We start from the raw sequence: 15,177 nt of genomic DNA, 5'->3' as shown, positions 1-15,177 counted from the left end.
GTCCGTTGTGGCATGTCGCGCCCACGCGGCGGAGCCGCGTATGTCACGGCCCCGCGCCCCTTGGGGGCGCGCCCCTTGGCGAGATCCGGACCACCCCGAAAGAGGAGCAATGAACCCCACTGCCGATAACCCCACCGGGAAGGTGACCTTCGTCGGGGCCGGGCCCGGGGCTGCTGATCTGTTGACGTTTCGGGCTGCTCGGGCCATCGCCGAGGCCGACGTGGTGATCTGGGCCGCGAGCCTCGTTCAGGAGGAGGTGCTTGAGCATGCCCGGGAAGGGGCGGAGATCCTCGACTCGGCGGCCATGTCTCTGGAAGACGTCGTCGCCGTGTACGAGCGGGCCCTCGCCGAAGGGCTGAAGGTGGCGCGGATTCATTCCGGGGATCCGGCGCTGTGGGGCGGTACGCAGGAGCAGCTCGATCGGTGTCGGGAGATCGGGATCGCCACCGAGGTCATTCCCGGGGTGTCGTCCTTCTCCGCCGTCGCCGCGCTCGCTCAGCGTGAGTTGACGATTCCCGAAGTCGCGCAGTCCGTGATCCTGACCCGGCTCGGTGGGGGCAAGACGCCCATGCCGCCGGGTGAGGAGGTACGGGAGTTCGCGCGGCACGGGACGACCATGGCGGTGTTTCTGTCGGCGGCGCGCAGTGGGCAGTTGGTGCGGGAGCTGTTGGAGGGCGGGTATCCGACGTCGACGCCGGTCGTGGTGGCGTATCAGGCGACCTGGCCCGAGGAGCTCGTCGTGAAGTGCACGATCGGGACGCTGGAGGAGACCGTCAAGGAGCACAAGCTCTGGAAGCACACACTGTTCCTGGTCGGTCCCGCCCTCGACGCCCGGGGGACGCGTTCGCATCTCTACCACCCCGGTCACTTCCACGGATACCGCAAGGCCGATCCGGCGGCGCGCAAGGCGCTGCGGGAGGCGCGTCGTGAGGTACGGGAGCAGGGCTCGGCTCCGTGATCAGTGTCATCGGTACGGGTACGGGGGCGCCTCTCCCCCCGGACGCCGAGGCCGTGTTGGCGAAGGCCGTGCTCGTCGTGGGCGGGCGGCGGCATCTGGACGCGGCTCGGCTGCCGGAGAGTGCCGAGCGGGTGGTGCTGGGGCCGTTGGCGCCCGCCCTGGACGTGATCGAGAAGTTCCTCGACCGGCAGGTCGTCGTTCTCGCCTCCGGTGACCCCGGGTTCTTCGGGATCGTGCGGGCGCTGGCCGAGCGGTTCGGGGCGGACGCGTTGGACGTACGGCCGGGGGTGTCGTCCGTCGCCACCGCGTTCGCCCGGCTGGGGCTGCCCTGGGACGACGCGGTCGTGGTGAGCGCGCACGGGCGTGATCCGCGGACCGCGCTGAACGTGTGCCGGGCGCGGCCGAAGGTGGCGGTGCTGACCGGGCCGGGCTCCGGGCCCGCCGAACTGGGCGCGGGACTGCTGCACAGCCGGCGGGTGCTCGTCGTGGCGTCCGCGCTGGGCGATCCGGCGCGGGAGCGGGTGGAGCGGGTGACTCCGGTGGAGGCCGCCGCCCGTGACTGGGGCTCGGCGGTCAGCGTCGTGCTGTGCCTCGATCCCGACGACGAGCATGTGGTCACCGCGATGCGTACCGTCGCCGGCGCGCGCCCGTCGCCTGCCCAATGGGCCCTGGACGAGGGCGAGTTCGCGCATCGTGACTCGATGATCACCAAGTTCGAGGTGCGGGCGCTGGCGCTCGCCCGGCTCGGGCCACGGCTCGGGGATCTGGTGTGGGACATCGGCGCGGGTTCCGGCTCGGTGGCCGTGGAGTGCGCGCGGCTCGGCGCGGCCGTCACCGCCGTCGAGAAGTCGGCCGAGGACGTGGAGCGGATCCACGCCAACGCCGCCGCGCACGGTGTCGATGTGCATGTGGTGCACGGTGCGGCGCCGGACGTGCTGGGCGGTCTGCACGGCGAACCCGACGCCGTGTTCATCGGCGGTGGGGGGCGCGGACTGCCCGCCATCGTCGCCGCCTGCGCGGGGCGCGTACGGCGGACCGTGGTGGTCGCCATGGCCGCGCTCGACCGGGTCCCGGCGGCCCGGGAGGCGCTCGTGGCGGCCGGGATGACCTGTGACGGCGTACTGCTGCAGGCGTCCCGGCTCGCGCCGCTGCCGGGGGACGTGACCCGGCTGGCCGCCACCAATCCCGTTTTTCTGCTGTGGGGCGTCAGGCCTCCGGCGCACATCGAAGGAGTTGACCGGTGATCGGCCTGATCTCCGCGACCGCCGCGGGGGCGGTGGCCGCCCAGCGGCTCGCCTCGGCCTGGCCCGAGCGGACACGTGTGTACGAGGGGTCCGTACGGGATGCCGTGGGGCGCGCCTTCGGGGAGTGCGAGCAGCTGGTGTGCTTCCTCGCTACGGGGGCGACCGTACGGCTGCTCGCGCCGCTGCTGGGCGACAAGGCGTCCGACCCGGGTGTGGTGTGCGTCGACGAGGGCGGGCGGTTCGCTGTCTCGTTGGTCGGCGGGCATGGTGGGGGTGCCAATGAACTCGCCCGTGAGGTGGGGGAGTTGTTGGGCGCTGAGCCTGTGGTGACTACCGCTACGGATGCGGTGGGGGTGCCTGGGCTGGACACGCTCGGGTTGCCCGTCGAGGGGGATGTGGCCGGGGTTTCTCGGGCGGTGCTGGATGGGGAGGCGGTTGCGCTGGACCTGGAGGTCAACTGGCCTCTGCCCGCGTTGCCGTCGAACGTCGGGCGCCCGGCGGTCCGGCAGGGACCGGTGGTGCGCGTGACCGACCGCGTCCTCGACATCGGCGAATCCCAGGTCATCCTTCGCCCGCCGTCCCTCGTCGTGGGCGTAGGTGCCTCCAAGGGTGCCCCCGCCGACGAGATCCTCGGCCTCGTCCGGAGCGCCCTGCACGACGCCGGGCTCTCCCCCAGGTCGCTCGCCGAGATCGCCACCGTCGACGCCAAAGCCGGCGAACCCGGCATCGTCCAGGCGGCCGAGAGCCTTGCTGTGCCCCTCGTGACCTACTCCGCCGAGGAGTTGGCGGCGGTGGAGGTGCCGAACCCCTCCGACGCGCCGCTCGCCGCCGTCGGCACCGCCTCTGTCGCTGAGGCCGCCGCCCTCGTGCGCGGGGGTGAGCTCCTCGTTCCCAAGCGGAAGTCGGAGCGGGCGGACGGGAAGGCGGCGATGGCTACCTGTGCGGTCGTGCGGCGGGCGGGGCGGGGGCGGCTCGCGGTGGTCGGGCTCGGGCCCGGGGCACGGGATCTGCTGACGCCACGTGCCAAGGCAGAGCTCCGATCCGCCTCCGTGCTCGTCGGGCTCGATCAGTACGTCGATCAGATCCGGGACCTGCTCAGGCCCGGTACGCGCGTCCTGGAGTCCGGGCTCGGTGCCGAGGAGGAGCGGGCGCGGACGGCGGTGGCGGAGGCTCGGAAGGGGCAGGCCGTCGCGTTGATCGGGAGTGGGGACGCGGGGGTGTACGCCATGGCGTCGCCGGCGCTCGCCGAGGCCTCCGACGACATCGATGTGATCGGCGTGCCGGGCGTGACCGCCGCGCTCGCCGCCGCCGCGATCCTCGGGGCGCCCCTCGGGCACGACCACGTGTCGATCAGCCTGTCCGACCTGCACACCCCGTGGGAGGTCATCGAGCGGCGGGTGCGGGCGGCGGCCGAGGCGGACATCGTGGTGACGTTCTACAACCCGCGCAGCCGGGGCCGGGACTGGCAGCTGCCGAAGGCGCTCGCGATCCTCGGCGAGCACCGGGAGCCGACGACCCCGGTCGGTGTCGTACGGCAGGCCTCGCGGCCGGACGAATCGGCCCGGGTGACGACCCTGGCCGCACTCGACCCGGCGACGGTCGACATGATGACCGTTGTGACCGTGGGCAACACGGCGACCCGGGAGATCGCGGGGCGCATGGTGACGCCACGCGGCTACCGCTGGCAGGAGAGCGACCAAGGGGGACTCAAGTGAACCCGGTGACCCGTGTGGTCCATCCGATCGAGCAGGAGTCGTTCCGGCGGCTGCGCGCCCGTCTCGACACCTCGCACTTCCCGCCGCTGACCAGGGCGGTCGTGGAGCGGGTCATCCACTCCGCCGCCGATCTGGAGTACGCGGACGACCTCGTCATGGACGAGGGCGCGCTGCGGAACGCGCACGCCGCGCTGCACGCCGGGGCGCCGGTTGTCGTGGATGTGGAGATGGTCGCCGCGGGGATCACCCGGCGCGAGACCGTCTGCCGGTTGAAGGACGCCGCGGCCGGACCCGGGCTGACGCGCTCCGCGCATGCGGTCCGGCTGGCTTACGAGCAGGTCGGGCCGGGGGCGTTGTGGGTGATCGGATGTGCGCCGACCGCGCTCGAGGAGCTGCTCACGCTGGACGCCGCGCCGGCGCTCGTCATCGGGCTGCCCGTCGGTTTCGTCGGCGCGGCCGAGTCCAAGGCCGCGTTGCGGGAGAGCGGACTGCCCGCTGTCAGCAACGTGTCCGAGAAGGGCGGGTCGGCGGTGGCCGCCGCCGCGCTCAACGCCCTGCTGTACTACCACCCCACCGAGAAGGAGAAATCGTGACCACCCCGCCGCCCGCCCTGCTCATCGCCGGTCATGGCACCCGGGACGATGCCGGAGCCGAGGCGTTCCGCGACTTCGTACGGGAGTTGGGGCGCCGCCACCCCGAACTGCCCGTCGCGGGCGGCTTCATCGAGCTGTCCCCGCCGCCGCTGGGCGAGGCCGTCACCGAGCTGGTGGAGCGGGGGGTGCGGCGGTTCGCCGCGGTTCCGCTGATGCTGGTGTCCGCCGGGCACGCCAAGGGGGACATCCCGGCGGCGCTGGCCCGCGAGAAGGAACGCCACCCGGGGATCTCGTACACCTACGGCCGTCCGCTGGGCCCGCACCCGGCGTTGCTGAGCGTCCTGGAGCGGCGGCTGGACGAGGCGCTGGGCTCGGCCGGGCGTGCGCCGGGCGACCGTGCCGATGTCACCGTGCTGCTGGTCGGGCGCGGTTCCACCGATCCCGACGCCAACGCCGAGGTGCACAAGGCGGCCCGGCTGCTGTGGGAGGGGCGCGGTTTCGCGGGCGTGGAGACGGCGTTCGTGTCGCTGGCGGCGCCGGACGTGCCGAGCGGTCTCGACCGGTGCGTGAGGCTGGGCGCGAAGCGGATCGTCGTGCTGCCGTACTTCCTGTTCACCGGGATCCTGCCGGACCGGGTGCGGCAGCAGACCGAGGGTTGGTCGGCGGCGCACCCGGAGATCGAGGTACGGTCTGCCGATGTCATCGGGCCGGAGCCGGAGTTGCTGGATCTGGTCATGGAGCGGTACCGGGAGGCGCTGGAGGGCGATCTGCGCATGAACTGCGACTCCTGCGTCTACCGCATCGCACTGCCCGGCTTCGAGGACAAGGTGGGGCTGCCGCAGCAGCCGCACTTCCACCCGGACGACGACGGGCACCACCACGGCCATGGGCATCACCATCACCACGGAGGGCATGCGCACTCCCATGCACACTGAATCGGAGGGCGCACACGACCTGCGCCATCACGGGGACTCCGAGGTACGGGACGACGGGGCAGGGCTCATCGACCTCGCCGTGAACGTCCGCTCCGACACGCCGCCCGCCTGGCTGCGGGAGCGGATAGCCGAGTCGCTGACCGGGCTGGCCGCCTACCCCGACGGGCGTGCCGCCCGGGCGGCGGTGGCGGCCCGGCACGGGCTGCCGGCGGACCGGGTCCTGCTCACCGCGGGCGCCGCCGAGGCCTTCGTGCTGCTCGCGCGCGCCCTGAAGGTCCGTCGACCCGTCGTCGTGCACCCCCAGTTCACGGAGCCGGAGGCCGCGCTGCGGGACGCCGGGCACACCGTGGACCGGGTGCTGCTGCGGGCGGCGGACGGCTTCCGGCTGGACCCGGCGGTCGTGCCCGAGGACGCCGACCTGGTCGTCATCGGCAACCCGACCAACCCGACGTCCGTACTGCATCCGGCCGCGACGATCGCCGAACTAGCCCGGCCGGGGCGGACGTTGGTGATCGACGAGGCGTTCATGGACGCCGTGCCGGGTGAGCGCGAGGCGCTGGCCGGGCGGACGGACGTGCCCGGCCTCGTCGTGCTGCGCAGCCTCACCAAGACCTGGGGGCTGGCAGGGCTGCGGATCGGTTACGTCCTCGCCGCTCCCGAGACGATCGCTGAACTGGAGCGCGCCCAGCCGCTGTGGCCTGTGTCCACGCCCGCTCTCGCGGCGGCCGAGGCATGTGTGTCGGACCGGGCGCTGGCGGAAGCGGCCTACGCGGCCGGTCGTATCGCCGCCGACCGCGCCCATCTGGTCGCCGGACTCAAGGAGTTCGCCCCCGACGGCCTGCTCGTCGCCGAGCCCGCCGAGGGCCCGTTCGTGCTGGTCCGACTCCCCCGCGCGGCAGCCGTACGACGCCATCTGCGCACCCTCGGCTTCGCCGTCCGCCGGGGCGACACGTTCCCGGGTCTGGACGAGGAATGGCTGCGCCTGGCCGTCCGGGACCGGGCGACGGTCAACGGCTTCCTCCAGGCCCTGGACCGGGCGATGACGTTGGCGGACCGCTGAGCGGAGGGGCTCAGCGGTCCGCCGACCGGACCACGCGGGTCAGGTGTTCACCGCGTGGTCAGGTGATACCGCGTCAGCACTGCGAGCTGTGCTTGCAGTGGAGCTTCACACCCATCTTGTGCGCGAAGTCCTGCCACGTGCCGCGGGCGACGCTCTTGTTGACGGAGTCCGGCACCGTGGGCTTGGTGACGTAGGCCCAGACGTGGAGCCCGAGGTAACCCGTCTTCTTCTCGTTGTAGAACTGGAAGTAGATCTTGGAGCCCGCGCCGTCGAAGTGGCCCTTCTGCGCGATGAAGTAGAAGCCGTTCTTCTGCTCGTAGAACTTGACGGGCGCGTTCTTGCAGCCGAAGGGGCCGGCCGCGCAGGCCCTCAGCTTGATCAGCTGGCCCTTCTTGGGGTACTTCTTCGGCGCGTTCTTGACGGGGAAGGTGCAGTTGAAGCACTTCTTCAGCTGGCCGACCGCCTCGCTGGGCTTCCAGGGCCGGCCGAGGTACTTGGCGTTGTTCGGCTTGACCCGGAGGCGGATGTCGTAGAGCTTGCGCGAGGCCTGGGCCGAGACGTCCTTCTGCGCGGACTGCGTGGACATCACCTCGGTCTTGGCGGAGGTGGAGCCGCTGTCGGCGGACGCGGCGCCCGCCGGGACGAGGACCGCGGCCGCCGCGGCGCCCGCGACCACGACGGACTTGAACTTGTGAGCGAGCGGGGAAGCGCTGAGCACAGTTGTCTCCCTGGGACTGGCTGGACTGGAGGGACGGCACGTGCGGTGCGCAACCAAGCTAGGGAACTCGCAGGTTCCCCAAAATTGTCCCTTCGGCCACTGCCCCTAAGGGAGCGTCAACACCCTGGGCATATACGGCGTTTCGTCGCGCCGCACCCGCTCCCGGGTGCCGTCGATGTGGCGTCGGGGTGGTACGAGTCGGCCTCGCGGAGCCCGGACTGGAAGGCGATGGCCGCCTTGTAGCGTTCGTCGGCCCAGCCCGGCCGGAACGTGCCGTCCTGGGTGACGGCCCATTCCTGGGGGCGTTGCGGGCGGCGCCGTGGAAGGCGTTGCCGAAGTTGGAGCCGGCGGCGCCGAGCGCGTAGGCCCGGCCGCCGGTGGCCTTCAACTCCGAGTTGCTGCACTGCTTGAGGTCGACCTCACCGCCGTCTCGCCCACAACACCGAATCGCCCTGGCGGCGATTCGCCTTTCTCCGCCCGGCAAGCGAGGTGGAAGAGCAGGAAGCAGGCGAGGCCGGGGAGCATGAGCAATCCCAGGGCTAGTGGCCTCGACTCTGAAAACCTTTTCGCCTCGGGGGCGCACCGTCCGGTCGACGCCGCGCCGCCCTCACCTCCTCCGTACCTGCTCGTTCCCGCAGTACAGCGGCCACGGGTCCCCCTCGGTTCTCGAAGTCGGAGTGAGGGGAAGTCAAAGCGGTTTCACGATTCGATCAACAGCGCCGACAAACAAGGGAAGTTGACCCGGTGGCCGGTTCCGGACGTTCCGCTTCTACGGCTTCACACCACCACCCATCCCCCTCCAGGACTTCTCCTCACCATTCGCAGTCCGAAATTCGACCCCTCCCTTTGACATGCCATTGACACGTCTTTGGGGGCCCTTGGTACACAGTGCTGCCCGGCGAGCCCTGTGCGATCCCTGTGCCCACGGGGAACAAGGAGCCCTTCATGGCAGTCTTGGACCACGCCCGTATCCGCCTACGCCGCATCCGCCTCCGCCGTTACCGTCTGCGTGCCGCTCTGGTCAGTGGTGTGGCGACGGCGCTGATCATGAGTTCCGCGCCCGTCACCCTCGCCCGGCCGAGCGAGGCGAGACCCGCGGCCGCCGTCGAACCCGATACCAGTGATCCGCGCGAGGGCTGGCGTCCCGCCAGTGAGCTCGCCGGGGACAAGGACGAACCCGGCCTCCTGGAGCGCCTCTTCGGCGGTGACGAGGAGGACGAGGCCAAGAGTGAGAGTGACTACGAGCCGCCCCGCATTGCGCTCGACCGCGCCCGGGGCGGCTCCTCCCTCACCCACCGAGGGGTCTCGGGCGAGGCCGGCGGCGTTCGTATCGCCGTCTCCCGCACCACGCACGCCACCGGCGCCGACCTCTCCTGGAGCGCGTACCGGGGCAAGGGCCTCAGGGAGTACGAGGTCCACCGGTCCACGCGGAAGGACTTCACCCCCACCGACGAAACCCTGGTCGCCCCCGTCGACCGGGACACCCTGAGCTTCGCCGACCGCACCGCGCCCCCGGCACTCGACGGCGACGACGGCCGTACATACCACTACCGGATCGTCGTCCGCACCCAGCAGGGCAAGCTGCTGACGAGTCCGGCGCGCGCGGTCGAACTGCCCGCCGTCGGCCGGATGGCCCGCGGCGACAAGCTGCTCGCCGCCCCCGAGGGCGAGACATACTTCCTGCCGTACACGCCGGCGCGGATGATCCCCGGCGAGAAGGCCACCGTCGAGGCGACGCTCACCAACACCACGGACACAGTGTGGAAGAAGGGTGAGCGCGTCCTGTCGTACCGCTGGTACCTGGACGGCAAGGACGTCACCAACCTCCTGAACAAGGACGCGACCCCGCTGCCGAAGGACGTGCTGCCGGGCGAAACGGTCACCTTCGACGCCGAGTTGAAGGCCCCGGTGCTGGTCGACCCGCTCGACAAGCGGCTGACGTTCGGCCTGGAGTGGGACCTCAGGGAGAAGGCCACCGGTGACTGGCTCTCCGAGACGGACGGCGTGCCGCCGTCGAAGCACGAGGTGACGGCCGAGTACCCGACCTCCGGCCAGCTCGGTCTGGAGGACTTCTACTCGTACGCGGGGAAGAACACCGGCGCGGGTTCGGCGGTGATGAGCAATCTTCACGCCGGCAACGCGGTGTGGTCGTACAACGCCTTCTCGAACCCGTCGCTCGGCTTCTCGACCTTCCTGCGACTGGCCTACAACTCGCAGGACGCGTCCAGTACTCCGGCCGGTTTCGGCTGGTCGCTGCAGGCGTCCTCGCCGGTCCGGCTCGGCACTCCGCTGGACTTCCACCCGGCCGCGCTGCTGCCCAAGCAGATCACGCTGACCGACGGCGACGGCACGAGCCATGTCTTCAGCAAGAACAAGAAGGGCGAGTGGGACTCCCCCGCCGGGGTCCACTTCCGGGTCAAGCAGCTGGAGAAGGACTGTCTGCTCCATCCGCACCAGCGGGAGGCCTGGGAGTTCCTGCGCCCGGACCGCACCCGGTTCCTCTTCGACTGCCAGGGCTATCCGAGCGCCCAGGTCGACAAGAACGGCAACCGGATGGAGTTCACGTACGAGGAGCGGCTGCTCGGTCACCCGTCGAAGCTGCTGAAGTACGTCACCGACGCCGAGGGCCGGCGCACCCTCACCGTCGACTACTGGGAGAAGGGCGAGGCCTACTCGTACGTCGACAAGGAGGGCGAGGTCCAGGAGGGCAGGCATCTCCTCAACCCGTTCATCATCGACAAGGTCCGTTCCGTCACCGACATCTCCGGGCGGCGGATCGACTTCACGTTCACCGAGAAGGGCCGGCTCGCGCGGCTGACGGACGGGGCGAACTCGACCAACGACAAGCTGCGCAAAGTATTCAAGTTCGACTACGGCAAGGAGTTCGACCACCCCGGTCCGAAGCTGGTCTCCGTCACCGACCCGGAGGGGAACGCCACCAGGCTGGACTATGTCGGCCCGCACGACGACAAGGACCAGCTGCACTACCTGGGGTACACCAAGGCGATCACGGACCGGCTCAAGGGCGTGACCGGGTACCGCTACAAGGACCCCGACGGCCATGACGGCAAGGGGACCGAGACGGTCGTCACCGACGCCGAGGGCAACCCCTCGACCCAGCTGATGGACGGCTACGGCCGCCCGGTGAAGCTGACCGACGCCAAGAAGCGAACCACCAGGCTGGGTTGGGACGCGGACAACAACGTCACGCGCCTGGAGGAGAACAACGGGGCGGCCCGCACCTGGAAGTACGACCCCAAGACGGGCTATCCGCTGGAGTCGAAGGACGCCGAGAGCGTCAAGAACGACCGCCCCGCCGCCACCCTCACCTACGCGACCGGCGAGAACGGCTACATAGCCGACCTCGTGCGCCGCGTCTCCCCCGAGGGCCGCACCTGGCAGTTCGGCTACGACGCGCGCGGCAACATGACCTCGGTCACCGACCCGAAGGGCGTGGCGAGCGAGCCCGCCGGCGACTACACCTCCACCAACGCCTACGACGCGCGCGGCCGGCTCACCTCCGCCACCGACGCCAATGAACACACCACGAAGTTCGAGGACTACGACCCGTCCGGCTATCCGCGGGTGATCGTCGACGCCCTCGGCAACCGTACGACGACGACGTACGACGTGCGCGGCAATGTCACCGAGGTCGAGGAGGCCGACGGGGCGACGACCACGCAGACGTACGACCTGTTCGCGCGGCCGCTGGAGAACCGCAGGCCGAAGGAGCAGAAGGCCGGCGTCTTCATCGTCACGCCCGCCCCGGAGTACGACCTCAACGACAACACGCTGGTCTTCACCGCCCCGAACGAGGTGTCGACCACCAGCGAGTACGACGCCGCGGACCAGCTGCTGAAGACCACCCAGCCGGGCGACGAGGAGGGCTCGCCGGACCGGGTGTCGACGTTCACCTACGACAAGGTCGGCAACCAGCTCACCGCGACCGAGCCCAAGGGCAATCTGACCGACACCCCGGGCGACTTCACCTCGACGACGAAGTACGACGAGGTCTACCAGCCGATCGAGGCGGTCAACGCGGCCGGCAAGCGCGCCTCGGCCTTCTACAACGACGTCGGTGACCTGGTGAAGGTCGTCGACGCCCGTAAGAACGAGACCGACGACCCGGACGACTACACCAGCAAGTTCCGCTACGACCTCGACCACCGGCTGCTGGAGACCACCGACGCGGCCGGGAAGTCGACGACGAGCACCTACGACTGGGACGGTCTGACCACCGCCACCACCGACGGGAACGGCAACCGCACCGAGCTGGTCCTGGACCCCCGCGGCGCGCTGGTCGAGGCGCACGTCCCGCACGACGACGACGTGGTGCGCAAGACCCGCTTCGAGTACGACGAGGTCGGCAACCAGACCCGGGTCGTCACCCCGCGCGGCATGGAGACCGGCGACGACGACAAGGACTTCGCCGCCGAGACGATCTACGACGAGCTCAACCGCGTCAAGGAGACCCTGAGCCCCTTCGACCCCGACGACGGCCGCTACAACACCCCGGACCGGACGACGTACGAGTACGACGCGCTGAGCCGGGTGAAGAAGGTCAGCGCGCCGCCGTCGGAGGGCCAGAGCGTCCGCAACGAGACGGAGTACACCTACTTCGACACCGGCTGGATCAAGACGTCCACGGACGCCTACGACATCGAGAACACCTACGAGTACAACGATCTCGGCCAGCAGATCCAGAACACCCTGACCAGCGCGGGCGGTTCGGTCAGCCGGACCCTCGACTCGTCGTTCTACCCGAGCGGCGCGCTGAAGTCCCGGTCGGACAACGGCGTTCCGGTCGGCCTCCAGGTCGCGCTCGTCGACAACTCCGACATCAACAACACGGCCACCCAGGGCACCTGGGACGAGACGGCCGCCGCGGGCTCGTACGGCTACAACGCGCAGACCCACGCGGCCGGTTCGGGCGAGAGCCGCTTCGTCTGGCAGCTGACGATCCCGCAGAGCGGCGACTACACCGTCTACGTCCACTACCCGAAGGTCGACGGGGCGGCCAAGGACGCCTCGTACGAGATCAAGCACAAGGACGGCACCGGGACCAAGACGCTCGACCAGACCGAACTGCCGGGCGAGTGGCGGTCGTTGGGCAAGTACGCCTTCGCCGAGGACACCGGTCAGACGATCACCCTCACCGACAAGGCGACCGGCACGGTCGTCGCGGACGCGGTCCGGCTGGTCCGCGACAACGAAGGGGACACGGACAACGAGGAGAAGGACTTCTCCTACCGCTACGACGCCAACGGCAACCAGATCGAGATCGTCGACAACAGCCCCGGCGTCGAGGTCGACCGCTACAGCCTGGAGTACAACGAGCTCAACCAGCTCAGCAAGGTCGTCGAGCGCGACGGCGACTCCGTGCGCAACACCACCGCGCTGACGTACGACGCCAACGGCAACACGCTCACCACGACCCATGACCTGACCTGGAGCAAGCTGGACTACGACCCGCTGGACCGGGTCGAGCGCATCACCAACGCGGCGTCGCCGACGGCCGGTGATCAGCAGGTCACGACACTGAAGTACACGGCCCGAGGCGAACTGGCCGAACAGACCAAGCCGAACGGCAACGTCCTGACCGTCGACTACTACCTCGACGGTTCGACGAAGAAGACCACGGAGCGCCAGTCCGACGACACCCTGGTCGCCGAACACGCCCTGAAGTACAACGCCAACGGCCACAAGGTCGAGGACGTCCTGAAGCTGATGGACGCCGACGACCACGGCGACACGATCGACAACACGTACGCGTACACGTACGACCCGCAGGACCGCATCGCGAAGGTCGCGAAGACGGGCGACGACGAGAAGACGGAGGAGTACCGGCACGACGCCGCCGGCAACGTGGTCTGGCAGACGGTCGACGACACGACGACGACCCACCGCTACGACCGCAACCGCCTCCTCACGTCGACGGCGGACGGCGCGTCGTCGACGTACAACTACGACCCGCTGGGCCGCCTCGACACCGTCTCCTTCGGCGGCGAGACGATCCAGAAGTACCGCTACGACGGCTTCGACCGTCCGGCGTCGATCACGGCGGGCAACGGTGAGTCGGCGAAGACGACGCGGATGACGTACGACGCGTTCGACCGCGCGATGAAGGAGGCCGTAGGCAGTGGCGACGACGCCAAGACCACCCTCTTCACCTACCTGGGCATCACCTCTCACTCCCTGAAGGAGGAGGTGACGGACGAGGGTGTCACGTCCTTCCAGTACGCGTCCTGGGGCCAGAAGCTCACCCAGATCAAGGACGAGGAGGACAAGGACCCGGAGACCACGCAGTACCTCTACCACCCGCACGGCGACGTGGAGGCGTTGACGGACTCCGACGGCAACACGAAGACGACGTACGGCTACACGGCGTACGGCAGGAACGACACGGCCCAGTTCACGGGCGCCGACAAGCCGGGCTCGGGCGGCGAGGAACCGTCTGACCCGTACAACTCCTACCGCTTCAACGGCAAGCGCTACGACTCGACGTCCGGCACGTACGACATGGGCTTCCGGACGTACGACCCCGGTCTCAACCGCTTCCTGACCCGCGACATGTACGGCGGCGCCCTCGCCGACATGAGCCTGACGACGGACCCCTTCACCGGCAACCGCTACGCCTTCGCCGGCGGCAACCCGATCTCGTTCATCGAGATCGACGGCCACCTGTTCGGCCTGTCGTGGTCGGACATCGGCCACGCGGCTTTGGACGTGGCCGGACTGATCCCCGTGGTGGGCGAGGTCGCGGACCTGGCCAACTGCGGCTGGTACGCCGCCGAGGGCGAATACGTCGACGCGGCCCTGTCCTGCGCCTCGGCGATCCCGTTCGCGGGGTACGGGGCGACCGCGGCGAAGGCGGCGAAGTACGGGGACGAGGCGTTGGAGGCGCTGGACACGGCGAGCGATGTGGGCCGACAGGTCGACAACGCGACGCCGCCTGGCGCGGCAACGCCGTCCACGGGCAATCCCCCGTCGACGAGCGCCGCGGACACACCCCCGACGAACACCACCAACCCGCCGGCGGCGGACCCGCCTCCTGCCGCCCCGGCCGCCCCGGCTCCGGCCCCGCCGAAGGTCCCGGACGCACCGCCGGCCACCGGCGCCACCTGCAAGATCGGCAACAGTTTCACTCCCGGCACCGAGGTCCTGATGGCCGACGGCACCACGAAGCCGATCGAGGACGTAGAAATCGGCGACAAGGTCGCGGCGTCGGACGTGGAGACCGACGACGCGCAGTCCCGGACGGTCACGCGCACGATCGAGGGTGACGGCACCAAGCACCTGGTCACCCTCACCGTCGACACGGACGGCAGGTCCGGCGACGAGACGTCCACGATCACGGCCACCGACGGCCACCGGTTCTGGCTCCCGGACCTGGGCCGCTGGGTGGACGCGGGCGACCTGAAGCGCGGGCAGTGGCTGAGCTCGGGGAACGGCAACTGGGTCCAGATCACTGCCGTCAAGGCGCGCGAGGCGCAGGCGACGGTCCACAACCTGACCGTCGAAGGCCTGCACACCTACCTTGTGCTGGCAGGTGAGACGTCCGTCCTCGTGCACAACTGCGGGGGTTCGGTGGGCGGCCATACCGCGGCGTGCACATGTGCCACGGGTGGGCCTCCCGTCGGGCCGATCAACGCTCGTCTCGCCGGTGGTAATCACCCGGTGACGGGGGTGCCGTTCGATGCCCAGGGGTTCCCGGACTTCAGCACTTACCGGCACCCGAACGTACCGGATGTCACCATCGCCCTGACCGGCAACAGGAGAAAGGACTTCGCGGCGGCGGACAAGGCGGCCGGCATCACGGCGGCATCACGGAAGGGCAAGTGGACATGGCATCATCACCAGGACTGCGGAGTGATGCAGCTCGTGAACATGGCCGTTCACTCGCAAACCAACCATACCGGCGGTTTCTCGATCTGCTAGAGCGGAGTCCGGGATC

8 protein-coding genes are annotated in these 15,177 nt (G+C 69.9%); 7 read left to right on the top strand and 1 reads right to left on the bottom strand.

What is annotated here, in order from left to right; all coding sequences use genetic code 11:
• The first annotated feature begins 109 nt into the window (after positions 1-109).
• Genes cobM through cobC form a run of 6 tightly spaced genes read left to right on the top strand, consistent with a single transcriptional unit; the run spans position 110 to position 6,505 of the window.
• Positions 110-958 carry a precorrin-4 C(11)-methyltransferase gene (cobM, locus tag CES90_RS25865; RefSeq protein ID WP_189783734.1) on the top strand — a complete coding sequence of 283 codons (849 nt, stop codon included), beginning with the start codon at positions 110-112 and terminating at the stop codon, positions 956-958.
• On the top strand, positions 955-2,202 hold the full coding sequence (gene cbiE / locus CES90_RS25860; RefSeq protein ID WP_189783733.1) for a precorrin-6y C5,15-methyltransferase (decarboxylating) subunit CbiE: 1,248 nt from the start codon (positions 955-957) through the stop codon (positions 2,200-2,202). Before cobM ends, cbiE begins: the two co-directional genes overlap by 4 nt.
• Positions 2,199-3,917: a precorrin-3B C(17)-methyltransferase gene (cobJ, locus tag CES90_RS25855; protein WP_189783732.1), complete on the top strand. Its 1,719-nt coding sequence runs from the start codon at positions 2,199-2,201 to the stop codon at positions 3,915-3,917. Before cbiE ends, cobJ begins: the two co-directional genes overlap by 4 nt.
• Positions 3,918-3,922: 5 nt before the next feature.
• Positions 3,923-4,510 carry a precorrin-8X methylmutase gene (locus CES90_RS25850; RefSeq protein ID WP_189783731.1) on the top strand — a complete coding sequence of 196 codons (588 nt, stop codon included), beginning with the start codon at positions 3,923-3,925 and terminating at the stop codon, positions 4,508-4,510.
• Positions 4,507-5,445, top strand: coding sequence for a sirohydrochlorin chelatase (locus tag CES90_RS25845; RefSeq protein WP_189783730.1), 939 nt, complete (start codon positions 4,507-4,509; stop codon positions 5,443-5,445). The genes CES90_RS25850 and CES90_RS25845 overlap by 4 nt, the downstream gene beginning before the upstream one ends.
• Positions 5,423-6,505 (top strand): Rv2231c family pyridoxal phosphate-dependent protein CobC, encoded by a 1,083-nt coding sequence (cobC, locus tag CES90_RS25840; RefSeq protein WP_189783811.1) that lies wholly within the window; start codon positions 5,423-5,425, stop codon positions 6,503-6,505. Before CES90_RS25845 ends, cobC begins: the two co-directional genes overlap by 23 nt.
• Positions 6,506-6,578: 73 nt before the next feature.
• Here cobC and CES90_RS25835 read toward each other — a convergent pair whose 3' ends face one another.
• Positions 6,579-7,223, bottom strand: coding sequence for a hypothetical protein (locus CES90_RS25835; RefSeq protein WP_189783729.1), 645 nt, complete (start codon positions 7,221-7,223; stop codon positions 6,579-6,581).
• 945 nt (positions 7,224-8,168) lie between these two features.
• Between CES90_RS25835 and CES90_RS25830 the strand changes: the two genes are divergently transcribed.
• Entirely contained in the window at positions 8,169-15,161 is a 6,993-nt protein-coding gene (locus tag CES90_RS25830; protein WP_189783728.1) for a golvesin C-terminal-like domain-containing protein, read from the top strand.
• Positions 15,162-15,177 lie beyond the last annotated feature (16 nt).

Origin of the sequence: Streptomyces capitiformicae, from assembly GCF_002214185.1 — a bacterium.
Classification (GTDB): domain Bacteria; phylum Actinomycetota; class Actinomycetes; order Streptomycetales; family Streptomycetaceae; genus Streptomyces; species Streptomyces capitiformicae.
This window is presented reverse-complemented; position numbering and strand designations above follow the sequence as displayed.

Excerpts from the sequence above, each read along its gene's own strand:
- cobM (WP_189783734.1), top strand. The coding sequence starts at position 110 with ATGAACCCCACTGCCGATAACCCCACCGGGAAGGTGACCTTCGTCGGG.
- cobC (WP_189783811.1), top strand. The coding sequence starts at position 5,423 with ATGCGCACTCCCATGCACACTGAATCGGAGGGCGCACACGACCTGCGC.
- CES90_RS25830 (WP_189783728.1), top strand. The coding sequence starts at position 8,169 with ATGGCAGTCTTGGACCACGCCCGTATCCGCCTACGCCGCATCCGCCTC.